This window comes from Dyella sp. 2RAB6, from assembly GCF_052115385.1.
GTDB lineage: Bacteria > Pseudomonadota > Gammaproteobacteria > Xanthomonadales > Rhodanobacteraceae > Dyella_D.
Genome location: NZ_JBFRGP010000001.1, coordinates 15321 through 31886, shown reverse-complemented (window position 1 = coordinate 31886; position 16566 = coordinate 15321). Strand labels below are relative to the sequence as shown.

15 protein-coding genes are annotated in these 16566 nt (G+C 67.1%); 7 read left to right on the top strand and 8 right to left on the bottom strand.

The genetic code is table 11. The annotated features are described in order from the left end of the window. Positions 1-84: 84 nt before the first annotated feature. Genes AB4083_RS00120 through AB4083_RS00105 form a run of 4 tightly spaced genes read right to left on the bottom strand, consistent with a single transcriptional unit; the run spans position 85 to position 3617 of the window. The gene (locus tag AB4083_RS00120) at positions 85-714 is read right to left on the bottom strand and encodes a PqiC family protein (protein WP_441605720.1); all 630 of its coding nucleotides are present in this window, start codon (positions 712-714) and stop codon (positions 85-87) included. Continuing rightward, on the bottom strand, positions 711-2390 hold the full coding sequence (locus tag AB4083_RS00115; RefSeq protein ID WP_441605719.1) for a PqiB family protein: 1680 nt from the start codon (positions 2388-2390) through the stop codon (positions 711-713). The genes AB4083_RS00120 and AB4083_RS00115 overlap by 4 nt, the downstream gene beginning before the upstream one ends. Further along, a complete protein-coding gene (locus tag AB4083_RS00110; RefSeq protein ID WP_441605718.1) occupies positions 2383-3009 on the bottom strand; it encodes a paraquat-inducible protein A in 627 nt (208 codons plus the stop codon). Before AB4083_RS00110 ends, AB4083_RS00115 begins: the two co-directional genes overlap by 8 nt. After that, positions 3006-3617 (bottom strand): paraquat-inducible protein A, encoded by a 612-nt coding sequence (locus AB4083_RS00105; protein WP_441605717.1) that lies wholly within the window; start codon positions 3615-3617, stop codon positions 3006-3008. Before AB4083_RS00105 ends, AB4083_RS00110 begins: the two co-directional genes overlap by 4 nt. A 182-nt stretch (positions 3618-3799) precedes the next feature. On the opposite strand from AB4083_RS00105, the gene trxA reads away from it, so the two are divergent. Both trxA and AB4083_RS00095 read left to right on the top strand, forming a co-directional pair. After that, positions 3800-4657 (top strand): thioredoxin, encoded by an 858-nt coding sequence (trxA, locus tag AB4083_RS00100; protein WP_441605716.1) that lies wholly within the window; start codon positions 3800-3802, stop codon positions 4655-4657. Positions 4658-4726: 69 nt separating this feature from the next. Then, on the top strand, positions 4727-5188 hold the full coding sequence (locus AB4083_RS00095; RefSeq protein WP_441605715.1) for a DUF4442 domain-containing protein: 462 nt from the start codon (positions 4727-4729) through the stop codon (positions 5186-5188). Positions 5189-5299: 111 nt separating this feature from the next. Here AB4083_RS00095 and AB4083_RS00090 read toward each other — a convergent pair whose 3' ends face one another. Both AB4083_RS00090 and AB4083_RS00085 read right to left on the bottom strand, forming a co-directional pair. Further along, positions 5300-5950: a hypothetical protein gene (locus AB4083_RS00090; protein WP_441605714.1), complete on the bottom strand. Its 651-nt coding sequence runs from the start codon at positions 5948-5950 to the stop codon at positions 5300-5302. A 2-nt stretch (positions 5951-5952) separates the two neighbouring features. Further along, complete coding sequence (locus tag AB4083_RS00085; protein ID WP_441605713.1) at positions 5953-6465, bottom strand: RNA polymerase sigma factor; 513 nt, start codon at positions 6463-6465, stop codon at positions 5953-5955. A gap of 151 nt (positions 6466-6616) precedes the next feature. Between AB4083_RS00085 and AB4083_RS00080 the strand changes: the two genes are divergently transcribed. The 3 genes from AB4083_RS00080 to AB4083_RS00070 all read left to right on the top strand — a co-directional run bounded on the left by AB4083_RS00080 (position 6617) and on the right by AB4083_RS00070 (position 11386). Beyond that, the gene (locus tag AB4083_RS00080) at positions 6617-7288 is read left to right on the top strand and encodes a DUF502 domain-containing protein (RefSeq protein ID WP_441605712.1); all 672 of its coding nucleotides are present in this window, start codon (positions 6617-6619) and stop codon (positions 7286-7288) included. Further along, positions 7285-9066: a M14 family metallopeptidase gene (locus AB4083_RS00075; protein WP_441605711.1), complete on the top strand. Its 1782-nt coding sequence runs from the start codon at positions 7285-7287 to the stop codon at positions 9064-9066. Before AB4083_RS00080 ends, AB4083_RS00075 begins: the two co-directional genes overlap by 4 nt. Before the next feature lie 193 nt (positions 9067-9259). Continuing rightward, complete coding sequence (locus AB4083_RS00070; RefSeq protein ID WP_441605710.1) at positions 9260-11386, top strand: M13 family metallopeptidase; 2127 nt, start codon at positions 9260-9262, stop codon at positions 11384-11386. A 208-nt stretch (positions 11387-11594) separates the two neighbouring features. On the opposite strand, the gene panE is transcribed toward AB4083_RS00070, so the two are convergent. After that, positions 11595-12512, bottom strand: coding sequence for a 2-dehydropantoate 2-reductase (gene panE, locus AB4083_RS00065; RefSeq protein ID WP_441605709.1), 918 nt, complete (start codon positions 12510-12512; stop codon positions 11595-11597). A gap of 291 nt (positions 12513-12803) precedes the next feature. Between panE and AB4083_RS00060 the strand changes: the two genes are divergently transcribed. Both AB4083_RS00060 and AB4083_RS00055 read left to right on the top strand, forming a co-directional pair. After that, a complete protein-coding gene (locus tag AB4083_RS00060; RefSeq protein WP_441605708.1) occupies positions 12804-15131 on the top strand; it encodes a catecholate siderophore receptor Fiu in 2328 nt (775 codons plus the stop codon). Between the two features lie 121 nt (positions 15132-15252). After that, the gene (locus tag AB4083_RS00055) at positions 15253-15933 is read left to right on the top strand and encodes a Fe2+-dependent dioxygenase (RefSeq protein WP_441605707.1); all 681 of its coding nucleotides are present in this window, start codon (positions 15253-15255) and stop codon (positions 15931-15933) included. Between the two features lie 36 nt (positions 15934-15969). Here AB4083_RS00055 and AB4083_RS00050 read toward each other — a convergent pair whose 3' ends face one another. Further along, positions 15970-16566 carry a GspH/FimT family pseudopilin gene (locus AB4083_RS00050; RefSeq protein WP_441605706.1) on the bottom strand — a complete coding sequence of 199 codons (597 nt, stop codon included), beginning with the start codon at positions 16564-16566 and terminating at the stop codon, positions 15970-15972.

The window sequence follows — 16566 nt, the reverse complement described above, 5'->3', positions numbered from 1 at the left end:
CGGGTGAACGCGGCAGACTAGCAGATGCGAGGGTGGCCGGGCACCGGGCCAGCGGCGCCAGGCCGCGTCCCGGCCATGCCGCGCTCAGCCCGCGGGGCAGGCGCCGGCCTGGCCGGCGGCGAGCGCCTGCGCGGCGCCGGCAATCTGCGCGGCCAGCCCGTCCAGCGCCCGCTGGTGGCCTTGCACCAGGGCCTCGTAGCCCTGGCCCACGCTCTCCTGCACGCGGCTGGTGCAGGACAGCGGCGTGCCGCCCTTGAGCGGACGCACGCTCCACGCCGCATCGAGCAGCGCATACGAACCCGGCACCGAATCGAAGCGGCGCAGGTCCACCTTGATCCGCAGCACCGGCCTGGACCCGGCCGGCAGGCCGCTGATGTCCTGGGTATGCAGCTGGCGCGCGAGATCGGCCGACAGCGCACCGCGCACCTCGTCGCCCAGCGGCGCGATCCAGCGCTCGCCGTTCAGCACGGCCACGCCCTGCCCGCCCTGGCGCACCACCAGCTGCGGCTGGTCGACCTGGGCCGGCACGCCGACCGGCAGCAGTTCGAACTGGAATGCGGCGGCGGGCGGCGTGATGGCTGATTGCGTGGCGGTGGCCACGTAGGCATCCGCCGCCGGTATCAGGGTGTAGTAGCGCACCGGCGCCGTGCTGCCGCAGGCGGCCAGCGCGAGCGCGCCGCCCAGGGTGATGAGCAGGTGTCCCGTGCGGATCATGGCTTGTTCCCTTCTTCTATCCGGGATGGTTGCGTGGCGGCCGGCGGCGCGTTGCGTTCCGGCGGGGCGTCCGCCCGGCGGCCGCGCAGCAGCGCGTCCGGATGGGCGCCCAGGTAATCGGTCAGCACGCGCAGCGAGCGCACGGTGCGCTGCATCTCCTGCATGGTGCCGCCCAGGTTCTGCTGCAGCGGGGAGTCCGCCGACAGCGCATTGTTGGCGTTGCCCATGGTCTGCTGCGCGCCCTGCAGGGTGGCCTTGAACTCCGGCAGCACGTCGTTGTTGACCTGCTTGAGCGTGCGATTGAGCTCGGCCAGGGTCGAGTTGACGTTCTCGCCGATGCTGTCGAACGGGATCTTCTGGATCTTGTCGACGATCTCCGCCATCTGCTCCTGCAGCTTGTCGAAGCTGCCCGGCACGGTCGGAATCTCCAGCGGCTTCCCGGCCGGGTCGTACGGCACCTTCGGCGCCTTCGGCACGAAGTCCAGCGCGATATACAGCTGGCCGGTGAGCAGGTTGCCGCTGCGTGCCTGAGCGCGCAGGCCGTGCTCGATCAGCCGGCCCATCATCTGCGACAGCTGCGCGTCGTCGCCGCGCGCCTTGGCCAGCGCCGCCAGCTTGTCGTGCGCGCGGCCCAGGCGCTGCGGATAAACCACCGCGCCGACCACCACCGGGAAGGTCTGCGTCTTCTCGTCGAAGTCCAGGTTGATCGACACCACGCGGCCGAACGGCACGCCGAGGAATTCCACCGGCGCGTCCACTTTCAGCCCGCGCAGCGACTGGTCGAAGCGCATGCGGATATAGCGCGGCTCGCCGTCCGGCGGCGCCATCGCCGTGGTCTGGTCGCCGAACAGACGGAATTCCGCGCCCTGGTCGGCCGGCGTTTCGTCGTGCGGGCCCAGCGGCGCGCCAAACGCGACGCCGCCGGCCAGCACCGTGGCCAGCGATTGCGTATTGAGCTTGATGCCGTCGGCGCCGACCGACACGTCCACGCCGCTGGCGTTCCAGAAGCGCGAGGACTTGCTGACGAACTCATCGTTCGGCCCGTCGACGAAGATCTGCAGGCTCACGCCCTTTCCGTCCTTGTCCAGCTGGTAGGTCACCACGCGGCCGACCTGGATGCGGCGGTAGTAGACCGGCGAGCCGATATCCAGCGAACCGAGATCGTCGGTGTGCAGCTTGAAGGTCTTGCCCGGCGCGCCGTGGGTCACCGCCGGCGGTTCCTCCAGGCCGGTGAATTCGTCGCGCGATTCCTTCGACTCGCCCACGTCCGCGCCGATAAACGCGCCGGACAGCAAGGTGTCGATACCGGACACGCCGCCCAGTCCGATGCGCGGGCGCACCACCCAGAAGCGCGTGTCGGCGGTGGCGAAGCCCTCGGCGCTTTTTTCCAGCGACACCTTGGCGGTGACGTGGCTGCGGTCCTTGGCCAGGGTCACCGAGGTGACGCGGCCGATCACCACGTTCTTGTACTTCACCGGCGTCTTGCCCGGATCCAGGCCTTCCGCGCTCTGGAAGCTGATGGTGATCTTCGGGCCGGCCTCCAGCCACGCGTTGATCACCAGCGACAGGCCGACCAGCGCGGCCAGCACGGGGATCAGCCATACGAAGGAGGCGTTGATGCGCGGCTTGTGGATGACCGGCTCGGGCAGGTCGGAAGGCGTTTGTTGCTCAGTCATCGGATTCCCTGCCATCCCAGATCAGCCTGGGATCGAAACTCATCGAGGCGAACATGGTGAGGATCACCGTGAGGCCGAAGAACACCACGCCCGGCAACGGTTCCACCAGGCTCAGCACGCCGAACTGCACCAGCGCGGTCAGCAGCGCCACCACGAACACGTCCAGCATCGACCAGTAGCCGATCAGCTCGACCAGCCGATACAGCTTGGCGCGCTGCCGGCGCGCCCACGGCGTGGCGCGGCGCGAACTCCACAGCAGCAGCCCCAGCGCCAGGAACTTCAGCATCGGCACCACGATGCTGGCGGTGAACACGATCACCGCCAGATCCGGCGAACCCTTCACCCACAGCTCGATCACGCCGCTGAGGATGGTGTTGTCGTCGATATCGCCCACGCTGGCGGTGCGCATGATCGGCAGCACGTTGGCCGGGATGTACAGCATGAAGGCGGCCAGCAGCAGCGCCAGCGTGCGGCTGTAGCTGGCCTGCTTGCGCCGGTGCAACGCCGAATGGCAGCGCGGGCAATGCGCGCCTTCCGCGCCGGTATCGCGGCAGACCAGGCCGCAGACATGGCAGCCGATCAGGCCCAGTTCGCCGGCGCGCGGCAGCTCGGCGCTCATGTGCGCGTCTCCGGCACCAGTTCCCACAGGCGGCGCAGGTCGATGCTGGAGAACACGGTGATCAGCAAGGTGAGCGCGGCGTAGGCGAAAATGCCCGGGTTGAGGATCACATCGAAATACAGGCGCGCCTTGACGATCGCCACCAGCGCGCCGAGCACGAACACCTCGCTCATGGTCCACGGCCCCAGCCGGTACAGCGTCACCATGGCCAGCCGAAATCCCGGCGCGCGGCGGCCCTGGCGGGCGAAGAACAGCACCCAGCCCAGCAGCAGCATCTTGCACAGCGGAAAGAAGAACAGCGTGGCGGCGGCCAACACCGAGACCACCTGCGAATGCTCGCGCCACATCATCAGGATGGCGCCCCACAAGGTGGTGCTGATCAGCTGCCCGCCGAGGCCGAGGGTGACGATCGGCCACACGTTGGCCTGCACGAAGATCAGCATCGCGGTGACCACCAGCGCGAACATGCCGGGCACGCCCAGCCGGTGGTGGCGCTCCAGGATGGCGTCGCAGCGCTGGCAGCGCGCGACCTCGCCACAGCACAGCTCGCGCCGCCGATACACGGTGTCGCAGTGTTCGCAGATCAGCAGCGGCGCGCTTTCGGCCATGGAGGTCCTTGGGTCAGGTCCGGCTCGTCATCCCGCGGATTCTCTCAAATCCGCATGGCGGGCGACCACCTGCCAAATCGGCCATTCAGCGCGGGCCAGGATGGGCTGGCAGCGCCTCTTGATATGCTCCGCGCCGCCCTGATCTGATTCCGATTCCCTCGATCCCCCCTGGAGCTTCAGCCGTGACCAGCGACGCCCCCACCCATGTGTTCGACGTCGACCAGGAGAATTTCGAAGCCGAGGTGCTGCAGGCTTCGCTGACGACGCCGATCCTGATCGACTTCTGGGCGACCTGGTGCGGCCCCTGCAAGACCCTGGGCCCGCTGCTGGAAAAGCTGGCCACCGCCTTCAACGGCGCGTTCCGCCTGGCCAAGGTCGACGTCGACAAGAACCAGCAGCTGGCCGGCATGTTCGGCGTGCGCAGCATCCCCACGGTAATCCTGGTGAAGGACGGCCAGATCGTCGACGGCTTCGCCGGCGCCCTGCCCGAAGGCCAGTTGCGCGAATTCCTGGAGCGCCACGTGCAGCCGCACAACGGCGTGGCCGAAGAGGCCGAGCTGGCTCCGGTGGAAACGCCCGAACAGGCGATCGAGCGCCTGCGCGCCGAAATCGCCGAATCCGACCAGTCAGAACTCAAGCTCGACCTCGCCCTGGCCCTGATGAAGGCCGGCCAGGCCGATGCCGCCGAAGCCGAACTGACCGCGCTCCCCGCCAATCTCGCCACCGATGCCCGCGCCGTGCGCCTGCGCAGCCAGCTCGACCTGGCCCGCGCCCTGCAGGGCGCACCGGCACAGGCCGAGCTGCAGCAGCGCGTGCAGGCCGATGCCGCCGACTGGCAGGCGCGCGACCTGCTCGGCGTGCGCCTGCTGCTGGACGGCGACGCCGCGGCCGGACTGGAGCAGTTCCTGGCGATCCTGGAAAAGGCCCGCGACTGGAACGAGGGCCAGGCCAAGAAGCGCCTGCTCGCCGCCTTCGCCACGCTCGACGATGCCGAGCTGGTGGGTAAGTACCGCCGGCGCATGGCTTCGCTGCTGTTCTAAACGGCTGCAATCCATACGCCACCGTATGCATGTCGTAGACTGGCCTGCCTTTCGCCATCCACGACCCCCATGCGCGCCTCCACCTTCCGCCGCCTGCTCAACCTCTGGCCGCCGTTCCTGTTCAACAGCATCCGCGTGCAGCACGTGGCGGAGGACTACTCGGAAGCGCGGGTGGTGCTGCGCCTGCGGCCGTGGAACCGCAACTACGTGCGCACCCAGTTCGGCGGCAATCTGTTTTCCATGACCGATCCGTTCTGGATGCTGCTGGTGATGCATCAGCTGGGCGGCGAGTACTTCGTGTGGGACAAGGCCGGCGCCATCGATTTCGTGGCGCCGGGGCGGGCCGATGTCTTTGCTCAGTTCAAGCTGGAACCGGCGGTGCTCGACGAGTTGCGCGCCGCCGCGGCGAATGGCGAGAAGGTGCTGCGCTGGTTCGAGACGGATGTGACGACCGCGGACGGCGAGGTCGTAGCGAAGGTACGCAAGCAGCTGTACGTACGCCTGAAACCGCGCGCCCGCGAAGCCGCATAAGGCTACGGCGTAGGTTGGGGTGAGCCACAGGCGAACCCCAACAATGCGGTGCGCATGGATGTGCCGATGTTGGGGTTCGCCGGCGGCTCACCCCAACCTACACCGGCTGTTTCAGTCGGTTTCGAAGCGGCGCACTTCATCCAGCACCGCTTGCGCGCGGCGCACGCTGTAGCCGGCCGCTTCGCGTTCCAGCACCCGCGCACCCCATACCCGCCTGATCGCATAAACACCCAGCCACACCAGCGCCAGACTCGCTACCCCGCTGGCGCACAGCCACAGCACCACATCCGGATGCAACCGCCACACATCCGCGCCCAGGCCGGCGAACAGCATCAGCAGCGCGGGAATCCATACGAAGCAACCGGTGACCAGGAAGACCGGTGCTTCCACCCTGGTTTTCCACGCGCGCAATTCGGCCAGGCGCCGCTGGATGTCCAGCACGGGCGCCGCGTAATCCAGCTGCTTGATCAAGTGCAGATTGCGCGCTGCGAACACGATCATCAGCACGCCGTACAGATGCACCAGCACACCGCAGAACAGCAGATGCGGATACTGCCGGTACTCGAACCAGAAATTGCCGGCGACCAGGCTGAGCAAGGCGCCCGCGACGATCTGCACGATCTGCCCCACCCACAGCGGACGCAGGCCGTGTTTCATTTTCTGCAGCCGGCTTTCGCGATGCAGTTGCAGGTTCCATGCATGCTGCTGCGCGAGGCGACCATCCAGCGCCTGCCAGCTCTGCTTGAGTTCATCCAGTTCCATCGTCATGCCTCCGCGGCGACCATGCGGCCGCGCAATGTCTGTTTGATGCGACCGAGCTTGGTCGCGACGTTGGTCTCGCTGATGCCGAGCACCTCGGCGATCTCGGCGTAGCTGCGGTCTTCCAGGTAGAGCAGGATCAGCGCGCGATTCAGCGGTTCGAGCTGGCCGATAAAGGCGTACAGCGCAACCAGGCGCTCGTCGCGCTCCGGCGCTTGCTCCGCGCCGATGGTGTCCAGGTGATGCGGCTGCAATGGCTCCAATCGCCCGGCGCCCGCGGTGCTGCTGCGCAGCTGCGAGATCGCCACGTTGAGCGCGATGCGGTACAGCCAGGTGGAGAAACGCGCGCGGGCTTCGTCGTAGCCGGGCCAGGCGCGCCATAGCTGCACGCAGATTTCCTGTTCCAGGTCGCGCCGGTCTTCCGCGCCGGCGGCGTAGACGCTCGCCACCTTGGCGATCAGCCGGCGGTGTTCCTGTAATCGCTGTTCGAATGCCCGTTGGTCCGGCCGGTTGCCCATCTGCGCTCCCCTGGATCTCCTTCCATGATTCGCAGCGCCGCGCAAAAAATCACAGCGGGAAAATCACCGCGCCGGCGAAAGGGCCGAACGTCACGCCCGGCCGGCCTGCCCCCTACAATGCCCGCTTCCCCGCCTTCCGAGGGCCCGCCCCATGCGGCGACTGCGCGTCAAACGCTATCTGCTTACCGGCCTGCTCACCTTTATCCCGTTGTGGGTTACCTGGCTGGTGTTCAAGTTCGTGCTCGGCCTGCTCGCCGGGATCGGCACGCCGCTGGTGGGCGCCCTGGTCGGCGCGGTGGGGCAGGCTTCCCCCGCGCTGGGCAGCTCGCTCAACCGCGGCTGGCTGCTGTTCGTGCTGGCCCTGGTGCTGACCGTGCTGGCGCTGTACCTGCTCGGCTGGCTGGCCAACCGGGTGATCGGCCAGCGCCTGCTGGAGGCGTTCGACGGCCTGCTGGCGCGCATCCCGCTGGTGCAGACCATCTATGGCGGCACCAAGAAACTGATGGCGGTGCTGCAGCAGAAGCCGTCCGGCGTGCAGCGCGTGGTGCTGATCGATTTCCCACGCCGGGGCATGAAGGTGGTCGGCTTCGTCACCCGCGTGATGATCGAGGAAGGCACCGGCCGCGAGATGGCCGCGGTGTACATCCCCACCACGCCCAACCCTACCGGCGGTTATCTGGAAGTGGTGGCCGTGGACGAACTGACGCCCACCGACTGGACCATGGACCAGGCCATGGCCTTCATCATTTCCGGCGGTGCCGTGGCGCCCGACACGCTGCCCGCGTCGCCCGCCTCGCTGGCGCAACACCAGGACCACGCATGAACCGACTGCTGCTCGCCGCCCTGCTCGCCACCTCCACCAGCCTCGCCCACGCCACCGACTGGACCACGCCCGCCGAGGCCGCGCACTTCCGCACCACGCCCAGCTATGCGGACACCGTGGCTTATCTGCACAAGCTCGCCGATGCGGCGCCGGGCAAGCTGAAAGTCGAAAGCTTCGGCACTTCGCCGCAAGGCCGCCCGATGACGGTGGTGATCGCCAGCGGCGATGGCAGCTTTACGCCGGAAGCCGCGCACCGCTCCGGAAAACCCGTCGTACTGGTGCAGGCCGGCATCCATCCCGGCGAGATCGAAGGCAAGGACGCCGGCCTGATGCTGCTGCGCGACTTCGCGGTGAGCGGCAAGCTGCCGCATCTGCTGGATCACGCGGTGCTGGTGTTCATCCCGGTGTTCAGCGTGGACGGGCACGAGAATTCCAGCCCCTATCACCGCATCAACCAGAACGGTCCGGACAGCATGGGTTTCCGCGGCCAGTCGCAATACCTCAACCTCAACCGCGACTACGTCAAGGCCGATGCGCCGGAGATGCGCGACTGGCTGAAGCTGTGGCAGCGCTGGCAGCCGGATCTGCTGATGGATATCCACACCACCGACGGTGCGGATTACCAGTACGACCTGACCTGGTATCTGGAAGACCCGCACAAGCTCGATGCCGGCGTGAGCGCGTGGCAGCAGCAGTTGCTCAACGACAAGGTGATGCCCGCCTACGAAAAGCGCGGCCACCTCGCTTCGATCTACCTGGAATTCAAGGACGGCCGCGATCCGCGCAAGGGCATCGTCAACTTCGGTTCCGGCCCGCGCTTCTCCACCGGCTACGCAGCCTTGCAGAACCGCCCGGCGCTGCTGGTGGAGACGCATATGCTGAAAAGCTACGAGGTGCGCGTGCGCGGCACTTACGACCTGGTCGCGCTGATGCTGGAGCAGACCGGCGCGGATGCAGCGAAGCTGATCGCGCTCAATCGCAAGGCGGATGCGGCGGTGGTGGCGCGGGCGCACGACGCGCAAGCGCAGGTGGCGCTGACGTTCAAGGACGATCCGGCGTCGACGCCGTTCAAGTTCAAGGGCTACGAGTTCAGCCTTAGCCATAGCGATGTGTCGAACAGCGAGTGGATCCAGTACGACCCGTCGAAGCCGCGCACCTACGACATCCAGAACTGGAACGGCCTGCTGCCGGATGGCGCGATCGCAGCGCCGGCCGCATATGTGATTCCCGCGCAGTGGACGCAGGTGATCGACAAGCTCGACGCGCACGGCATCAGCTACCGCCGCCTGAGCCGGCCGACGAAACTCAAGGTGCAGGCCTACCAGCTCGATAAGCCGCAGTGGGCAGCGAAGCCGTTCGAAGGGCATCTGATGCTGCGCGACTTCGCGCAGTCCAGCAGCGTGCGCGAAGTGGAATTGCCGGCCGGTTCGGTGCTCGTGCCGATGGACCAGCGCACGGCCAACGTGGCGATCGAGCTGCTGGAGCCGCAGGCGCCGGATTCGCTGCTGCACTGGGGCCTGCTCGATGCGGTGTTCGAGCCGAAGGAGTACGGCGAGCCGCGCGTGCTGGAAAAGCTGGCGCGCGACATGCTGGCCAAGGACCCGGCGCTGAAGGCCGCCTTCGAGCAGAAGCTGCACGCCGATGCGGCCTTTGCCGCCAGCCCCTCGCAGCGGCTGTTTTTCTTCTTCGAGCGCTCACCCTGGTACACGGCCCAGGACGTGGGGGCCTACCCGGTCTACCGGATCGACGCCGCCACCCTGCAGGGCCTGGCGCCGTAAGCGCCGCGCCAGGCCACCGGGACGGCCCAACGCAACCCGCCGCCGTCCCCCGCCCCTGACCTTTGACACTGGGCCGCCCCGTGACCTTTGGCCTAGGGTCGAAGGTCGCGGCCGTGACAGGGGATACCCGCGGTACCGGCCGTACCAGCACTTATCGCCCCGCGGGGGCGCCATTCGATTGAGAGGGAGATCCATGACCAAGCCGTACCTGAAGCCGCTCGCCCTTGCGGTGAGCCTGGCCCTGACGCTGTCCGCCTGCGGCAAGCACGAGGCCGAGCAGACCGCCCCCGCCGCCGCCGGCAGCGCGCCGGCCCCGGCCGCCACCACCGCCGCCGCGCCCGCCGCCAAGAAGAGCCCCTTCGACGTCAGCGAGCTCGATACCGGCATCAACGCGTGCCAGGACTTCAACGGCTTCGTCAACGCGAAGTGGGTCGCCGCCAACCCGATCCCCGAAGACCGCACCCGCTGGGGCGCCTTCGACCAGTTGTCGGAAAACAGCCTCAACACCCAGCACGACATCGTCGACGCCGCCGCCAAGGGCGCTGCGCAGGCGCAGGCCGGCTCGATCGAGCAGAAGATCGGCCTGCTGTACCAGTCGGGCATGAACGACGACGCGATCGAGAAGGCCGGCTTCGAGCCGATCAAGCCCAAGCTCGACGCCATCGGCGCGCTGAAGAGCGGCGCGGACGTGGCCGACTACCTCACCAAGAGCTACGCCGAAGGCGACGGCCAGGTGTTCCAGTTCGGCTCGGGTGCGGACTTCAAGCACGCCGACATGCAGATCGGCTACGCCAACCAGGGTGGCCTGGGTCTGCCGACCAAGGACTACTACCTGGATCCGAAGTACAAGGAAATCCGCGACGCTTACGTGGCGCATATCGCCCAGGCGCTGCAGCTGACCGGCACCGCCGAGGCCGACGCCAAGAAGCAGGCCGACGACGTGCTGAAGTTCGAGACCGAGCTGGCCAAGGCTTCGCTGGCGCCGGTGGAAGAGCGCGATCCGAAGAACCAGTACCACTTCGTCAGCGTGAAGGAGGCCGACAAGGTCACTCCGCACTTCAGCTGGGAGAAGTTCTTCACCGCCCAGGGCGTGAACATCGACAAGGGCTTCTCGCTGTCGCAGCCGAAGTTCTTCGCCGAGTTCGACAAGCTGCTGGCCGCCGCGCCGCTGGAGCAGTGGCAGGCCTACCTGCGCTTCCACACCATCAGCGATGCCTCGCCGTACCTGAGCAAGGCGTTCCAGGACAGCAAGTTCGACTTCTACGGCAAGACCCTGGCCGGCCAGCCGCAGCAGAAGCCGCGCTGGAAGCGCGTGCTGGCCGCGGTGAACGGTTCGATGGGCGAGGCGCTGGGCCAGCTGTACGTGGCCAAGGTGTTCAAGCCCGAAGCCAAGGAGCGTGCGCAGGAGCTGGTCGACAACGTGCGCAACGCTCTGAAGGCGCGCATCGAGAAGCTGGACTGGATGAGCGACGCCACCAAGGAAAAGGCCGTCGCCAAGTGGAACACCTTCCTGCCGAAGATCGGCTACCCGGACAAGTGGCGTGACTGGTCCGGCCTCAACGTGAGCGGCGACAATTTCTACGCCAACGTGCAGGCCGCGTCGAAGTTCAACTACGACTACGACCTGGCCAAGATCGGCAAGCCCACCGACCGCAAGGACTGGGGCATGACGCCGCAGACGGTGAACGCGTACTACAACCCCACCGACAACACCATCAACTTCCCGGCCGCGATCCTGCAGCCGCCGTTCTTCGACGCCAGCGCCGACGACGGCATCAACTACGGCGGCATCGGCGCCGTGATCGGCCACGAGGCCAGCCACGGTTTCGACGACGAAGGCAGCCAGTTCGACGGCGCCGGCAACCAGGAAAACTGGTGGACCAAGGACGACCGCGCCAAGTTCGACGCGCGCACCGACAAGCTGGTGGCGCAGTTCAGCGACTACACGCCGATCAAGGACAAGCCGGACGCGCACGTCAACGGCAAGCTGACCCTGGGCGAGAACATCGCCGACCTGGGCGGCATGAATGTGGCTTACGACGCGCTGCAAAGCGTGCTGTCCAAGACGCCGGGTTCCGCCGAGCAGAAGATCGAAGGCTATACGCCGGACCAGCGCTTCTTCCTCAACTGGGCCCGCGTGTGGCGCGGCCACGTGCGCGAGAAGCAGGCCCTGCTCTCGCTCAACACCGACCCGCACGCCCCGGTATCGCTGCGCGCGATCGGCGCACCGTCGAACATGGAAGCCTTCGCCAAGGCGTTCCAGTGCAAGACCGGCGATGCGATGGTGCGGGATGGCGAGAAGCAGGTGAAGATCTGGTAAGTGGTGCCGCCGCGGCGTGAGTCGCGGCGTTTCGTTGCTGAAAAAAAGCGCCGCACGAGAGTGCGGCGCTTTTATTTTGCCGTCATCCCGGCGCAGGCCGGGATCCAGTGGCGCCGCCGCATGATTTTCGCGAAAACCTCCATGGGCGCTTTTCGTCTGCATGTACCGCCTCGCTACTGGATCCCGGCCTGCGCCGGAATGACGAGACTTAACCCGCGCGGCGGTTTTCGTAGGCCTTCAAGTGCGCATACGCCGTGCGCAGCAGCGGCAGCGCAGTGCCAGGCGCAGCGCGGGCAATCAGGTCGCCGATCACATGATCCGCTTCGACCGGGCTGCCCTGTTCCAGGTCGCGCATCATCGAAGCGCTCAGCGTCGAGCCTTCTTCGGTCAGCACGCCGCGCGCTTTCGCCAGCACGCTTTCGGCGGGGGCATGGCCGTGGTCGGAGGCGACGCGGCGGCAGTCTTCCAGCATGGCCAGCGTGGCTTCCAGGCCGCCCGGCGCGGCGACGATAGCGCCGACCGGCGCGCGCATCAGGCAGGTGATGCCGGCGAGCGAGGCGAGGAAGACCCATTTGTCCCACATGTCCTGCAGCACTTCGCTGCTGAGGCGCGCTTCGAACTTCACGCCCTCCATCGCCTGCGCAATCCGTTCCACGCGTGCCGAGCGCGAGCCGTCGCGCTCGCCGAAGCTGAGGCTGTGCGAGCGGTTGAGGTGGCGGATCTCGCCGTCCGTGCCGAGTGTCGCGGCAATCACGCACAGGCCGCCGAGCACGCGTGCCGCACCGAAACGCGCATCCAGCGCATCCAGGTGCCGCATGCCGTTGAGCAGCGGCAGGATCGCCGTGCCCTCGCCCACCGCCGGAGCGATATCGGCGATGACCTGCGGCAGGTGGTAGGCCTTGCAGCTGAGCAGGATCAGGTCGTAGGGCTCGCGCAGTTCGCCGGCCGTGACCGTCGGCGCGCGCAGGTTGGCGTCGCCCAGTGCGCTGCGGATCGCCAGGCCGTGCGTGGCCAGCGCCTGCGCGCGTGCCGGCCGCACCAGGAAGCTCACGTCCTGCCCGCTTTCCAGCAGGCGTCCGCCGAAATAGCCACCGGTGGCGCCGGCGCCGACTACGAGGATGCGCATCGATACATCTCCTGCGAGCAGCCGGCCCGTTCTTGCGGGGGCCGGCGAGGGGAAGCGGAAGTGTACGCCGCCGCGGCATGGGCTCCGGTTGGCGCCTGAACGGAATGATTGCAAATCATTCTCATTAAAAATACGATGTGAAGATCACGGCCTACCCAGGGGTCTACCGGCAGCGCCGTGATCGACAACTCCCTGCAGCCCGTGCCGCGCGATCGCCGCGGCGGCGTGGGCGCATGCGCGCATGGGCTGCCGCCGCGCGCCCGCCTTATCTCCGATGCATCTGGACATCCCATGGCCTACATCAAAAGCCGCAAGCACTCCGCTCCTACCGCCCGGCTGCAGCCCGGCCAGCTCGCCGCAGCCACCGCCGCGCTGCTCACCGGCCTGGCCCTGGCCACGCCGGCCATGGCGTCAGACGACATCGCGTCGGATCCGCAGCAGGCCAAGGCCAAGAGCCTGACGGCGGTGACGGTCGAAGCGACGCGCGGCAGCGACTACGTCGCCGACAAAGTGGACTCGCCCAAGTTCACCCAGCCCCTGCTCGACACCACCCAGACCATCTCGGTGATCACCAAGGATCTGTTCCTGCAGCAAGGCGCCACCACGCTGACCGAGGCGCTGCGCAACACCCCGGGCGTGGGCACCTTCTATGCCGGCGAGAACGGCAGCACCACCACCGGCGACGGCATCTACATGCGTGGCTTCGACACGTCCAACAGCATCTTCGTGGACGGCGTGCGCGACACCGGCAGCATCTCGCGCGACATCTTCAATATCGAACAGGTGGAAGTGACCAAGGGCCCGGCCAGCACCGACTACGGCCGCACCGCGCCGACCGGCGCGATCAACCTGGTGACCAAGCAGCCGCTGCTGCAGAACGCCGTGTCCGGCCAGCTCGCCTACGGCAGTTCCGACCGCAAGCGCGCCACTGCCGACTGGAACCAGGTGCTCGGCGCCAGCAGCGCGTTCCGCCTGAACCTGATGGCGCAGAACAGCGGTACGCCCGGCCGCGACGAAGTAGAGAACAACCGCTGGGCCGTCGCGCCCTCGCTGGCCTTCGGCCTGGGCACCGCCACCCGCGTGTACCTCAACTACCTGCACGTCAAGCAGAACAACATCCCCGACGGCGGCGTCTCCACCATCGGCCTGCCCGGCTACAGCAGCCCCGATCCCAAGCGTCCGTGGCTGGCCAGTGCGCGCCCGGTCGATCCGTCGAACTTCTACGGCACCGACGCCGACCACGACCACGTCAAGGCCGACCTGTTCACCGTGCGCGTGGAACACGACTTCAGCGACGACCTGGCGCTGCACAACACGCTGCGCTGGGGCCGCACCAGGCAGGACTACCTGCTGACCTCGTTCATGGCGACCGCGGCCAACCTGCTCACGCCGAACCCGAACGATCCGTCGACCTGGACCGTCGCGCGCAGCAACCCGACGTTCAAGGATCAGACCAACAAGATCCTCACCGACCAGTTCAACCTCACCGCCAACTTCCAGACCGGCAGCATCACGCACAACCTCAGCTCCGGCATCGAGCTGACCCGCGAGGAAGCCAACACCATCGGCACCGTCTCGCTGCTCAACACCTGGCCCGCGGCGAACCTGTATCGCCCGAACCCGCACGTAGCGGGCATGCAGTGGTTCCGCAACGGCAGCTACACGCACGGCAAGACCGACACCTATTCGGCCTACGTGTTCGACACGCTGAAGTTCAACGAGCAATGGCAGGTCAACGCCGGCGTGCGCCTGGACCATTACAAGACCGAGTTCGACAGCGCGGTGACCTGCGGCGGCCGCAATGCTCCCGTGTGCGGCGCCCTGCCCGCCAACTCGGCCGTGCCCGGCTTGAATGCGCGCAAGAGCGGCAACCTCACCAACTGGAAGGTCGGCGTGCTGTACAAGCCCGCCACCAACGCCAGCATCTATGCCAACTACGCCATCTCGCAGCAGCCGCCCGGCGGCAGCACGCTGACGCTGAGCAGTTCGGCCAACAGCGCGGACAATCCCAACTTCAATCCGCAGAAGGCCAAGACCGCCGAAGTCGGCACCAAGTGGGAGTTCTACGACAGCCGCCTGATGCTCACCGGCGCCATCTACCGCACCGAGATCAACAATGACGTGGTGCAGGATCCGACCGACCTGCAGTACTACCAGACCGGCAAGAAGCGTGTGCAGGGCGTGGAGCTCAGCGCGGTGGGCAAGCTCACCGAGCACTGGGCGATCAGCGCCGGCTACACCGTGATGGACAGCAAGGTGCTCAGCGGCAGCGTGGTCACCAGCGACGGCAGTTCGGATCTTGCGTACACGCCGAAGTCCGCCTTCACCGCGTGGACCACCTACACCCTGCCGTTCGGCCTGACCATCGGCGGCGGCGCGCGCTACAACGACCAGCTCAAGCGCGGCACCGACGGCGCGATAGGCACGCCGGCGTATACCAAGTCGTACTGGGTGTTCGACGCGGTGGCCACGTACCCGATCAACAAGCACGTCGACCTGCAGTTGAACCTGTACAACCTGTTCGACAAGGACTACGTCGCGGCGATCAACAAGAGCGGCTACCGCTACACGCCCGCTGCGCCGCGTTCGGCTATGCTCACGGCCAACGTGCGCTTCTGACTCTTCGATTCCCCGTAGGTTGGGGTGAGCCGCAGGCGAACCCCAACAGGCCTCACATGCCACCGCAACGTTGGGGTTCGCTGCGCTCACCCCAACCTACGGCGCTCCGCGAGGACCGGCCATGCTGCTGCATATCCCCAACGTGCTCTCGCCGGACCAATTGCTCCATGTCCGCGCCGAACTGGATCGTGCCGACTGGACCGACGGCCGCCAGACCGTCGGCGCGCAAGGCGCGCAGGTGAAACGCAATCTGCAGTTGCCGGAAACCTCGCCGGTGCGCGAAGCGCTGGGCCGCCTGATCCTCGACGCACTCGCGCACCATCCGCTCTATCACGCCGCGGCGCTGCCGTTGCGCGCGCTGGCGCCGCGCTTCAACCGCTACGAAGGCGGCGGACATTATGGCTACCACGTCGATGGCGCCGTGATGGCGCTGCCCGGTGGCGGGCAGTTGCGCAGCGATCTCTCCTGCACGCTGTTTCTCGCCGAACCGGACGAATACGACGGCGGCGAACTGGTCGTCAACGACACCTACGGCGAGCACGAAGCGAAACTGCCCGCCGGCGACCTGCTGCTGTATCCCTCCAGCAGCCTGCACGAAGTGCGCCCGGTGACGCGCGGCGCGCGCCTTGCGGCGTTCTTCTGGATTCAAAGCCTGGTGCGCCATGAGGAACAGCGGCGCCTGCTGTTCGACCTGGACGTTGCGATCCAGTCGCTCACCGCCAAGCCGGACACCGATCGCTCCACCCTGCTCTCGCTCACCGGCGTCTATCACAACCTGCTGCGCCAATGGAGCGAGACCTGAGCGACGCCATGGCGGCGTCGCTCCTGCTGGCTGGCGTCAGCTCGGCGTGCAGGTGGTCTGTACGCCCAACGATTGCGACGTCGTGCTGCCGGAAGCATTCACCGTAAGCTGCGCGCCGGGCACCGCGGTGCTGCTGGTGCCGGTGCCGCTGTCATTCGCGGCACGGAAGCAGGTGGCGAACTTCGGCTGCTTGTTGTCGGTGCGGCGCACCTGGCCCTGCGAACCGAAGCTCAGGATCACACTGTCCAGCGCCTGGATCGACACGCTGTCGCGCGCATTGGACGTGCGCAGCAGGATCGCGCCATCCGTTGCGTTGGTGCTGTAAGCCGTGGTCACCACGCCCTTGCCGGGCTGGTAGGTATAGATCAGCCAGCCGCCTTCGTAGGCCTTGCCGCTGGACGTGCAGGTGGCCTGGTCCGAGCTCGGGCAGATCGACACCACGTTGCCGCGGTTGATCGCTTCGCTGCGCGCATAGGCGATATCGGCCAGCAAGGCGTTGCTCGTCGAGCTCACCTTGTTGCGCCGGATCGCATCGCGGAAGCTCGGCCCGGCCGCCACCAGCAGGATCGCCGCCACCGCCAGCGCCACCATCAGTTCGACCAGGCTGAAGCCATTCTTCCCCTGTCGATTCAT

Excerpts from the sequence above, each read along its gene's own strand:
- AB4083_RS00055 (WP_441605707.1), top strand. The coding sequence starts at position 15,253 with ATGCTGCTGCATATCCCCAACGTGCTCTCGCCGGACCAATTGCTCCAT.
- AB4083_RS00080 (WP_441605712.1), top strand. The coding sequence starts at position 6,617 with ATGCGGCGACTGCGCGTCAAACGCTATCTGCTTACCGGCCTGCTCACC.
- AB4083_RS00075 (WP_441605711.1), top strand. The coding sequence starts at position 7,285 with ATGAACCGACTGCTGCTCGCCGCCCTGCTCGCCACCTCCACCAGCCTC.
- AB4083_RS00115 (WP_441605719.1), bottom strand. The coding sequence starts at position 2,390 with ATGACTGAGCAACAAACGCCTTCCGACCTGCCCGAGCCGGTCATCCAC.
- AB4083_RS00095 (WP_441605715.1), top strand. The coding sequence starts at position 4,727 with ATGCGCGCCTCCACCTTCCGCCGCCTGCTCAACCTCTGGCCGCCGTTC.
- AB4083_RS00070 (WP_441605710.1), top strand. The coding sequence starts at position 9,260 with ATGACCAAGCCGTACCTGAAGCCGCTCGCCCTTGCGGTGAGCCTGGCC.
- AB4083_RS00090 (WP_441605714.1), bottom strand. The coding sequence starts at position 5,950 with ATGGAACTGGATGAACTCAAGCAGAGCTGGCAGGCGCTGGATGGTCGC.
- AB4083_RS00085 (WP_441605713.1), bottom strand. The coding sequence starts at position 6,465 with ATGGGCAACCGGCCGGACCAACGGGCATTCGAACAGCGATTACAGGAA.
- panE (WP_441605709.1), bottom strand. The coding sequence starts at position 12,512 with ATGCGCATCCTCGTAGTCGGCGCCGGCGCCACCGGTGGCTATTTCGGC.
- AB4083_RS00060 (WP_441605708.1), top strand. The coding sequence starts at position 12,804 with ATGGCCTACATCAAAAGCCGCAAGCACTCCGCTCCTACCGCCCGGCTG.
- AB4083_RS00120 (WP_441605720.1), bottom strand. The coding sequence starts at position 714 with ATGATCCGCACGGGACACCTGCTCATCACCCTGGGCGGCGCGCTCGCG.
- AB4083_RS00110 (WP_441605718.1), bottom strand. The coding sequence starts at position 3,009 with ATGAGCGCCGAGCTGCCGCGCGCCGGCGAACTGGGCCTGATCGGCTGC.
- AB4083_RS00105 (WP_441605717.1), bottom strand. The coding sequence starts at position 3,617 with ATGGCCGAAAGCGCGCCGCTGCTGATCTGCGAACACTGCGACACCGTG.
- AB4083_RS00050 (WP_441605706.1), bottom strand. The coding sequence starts at position 16,566 with ATGAATCGACAGGGGAAGAATGGCTTCAGCCTGGTCGAACTGATGGTG.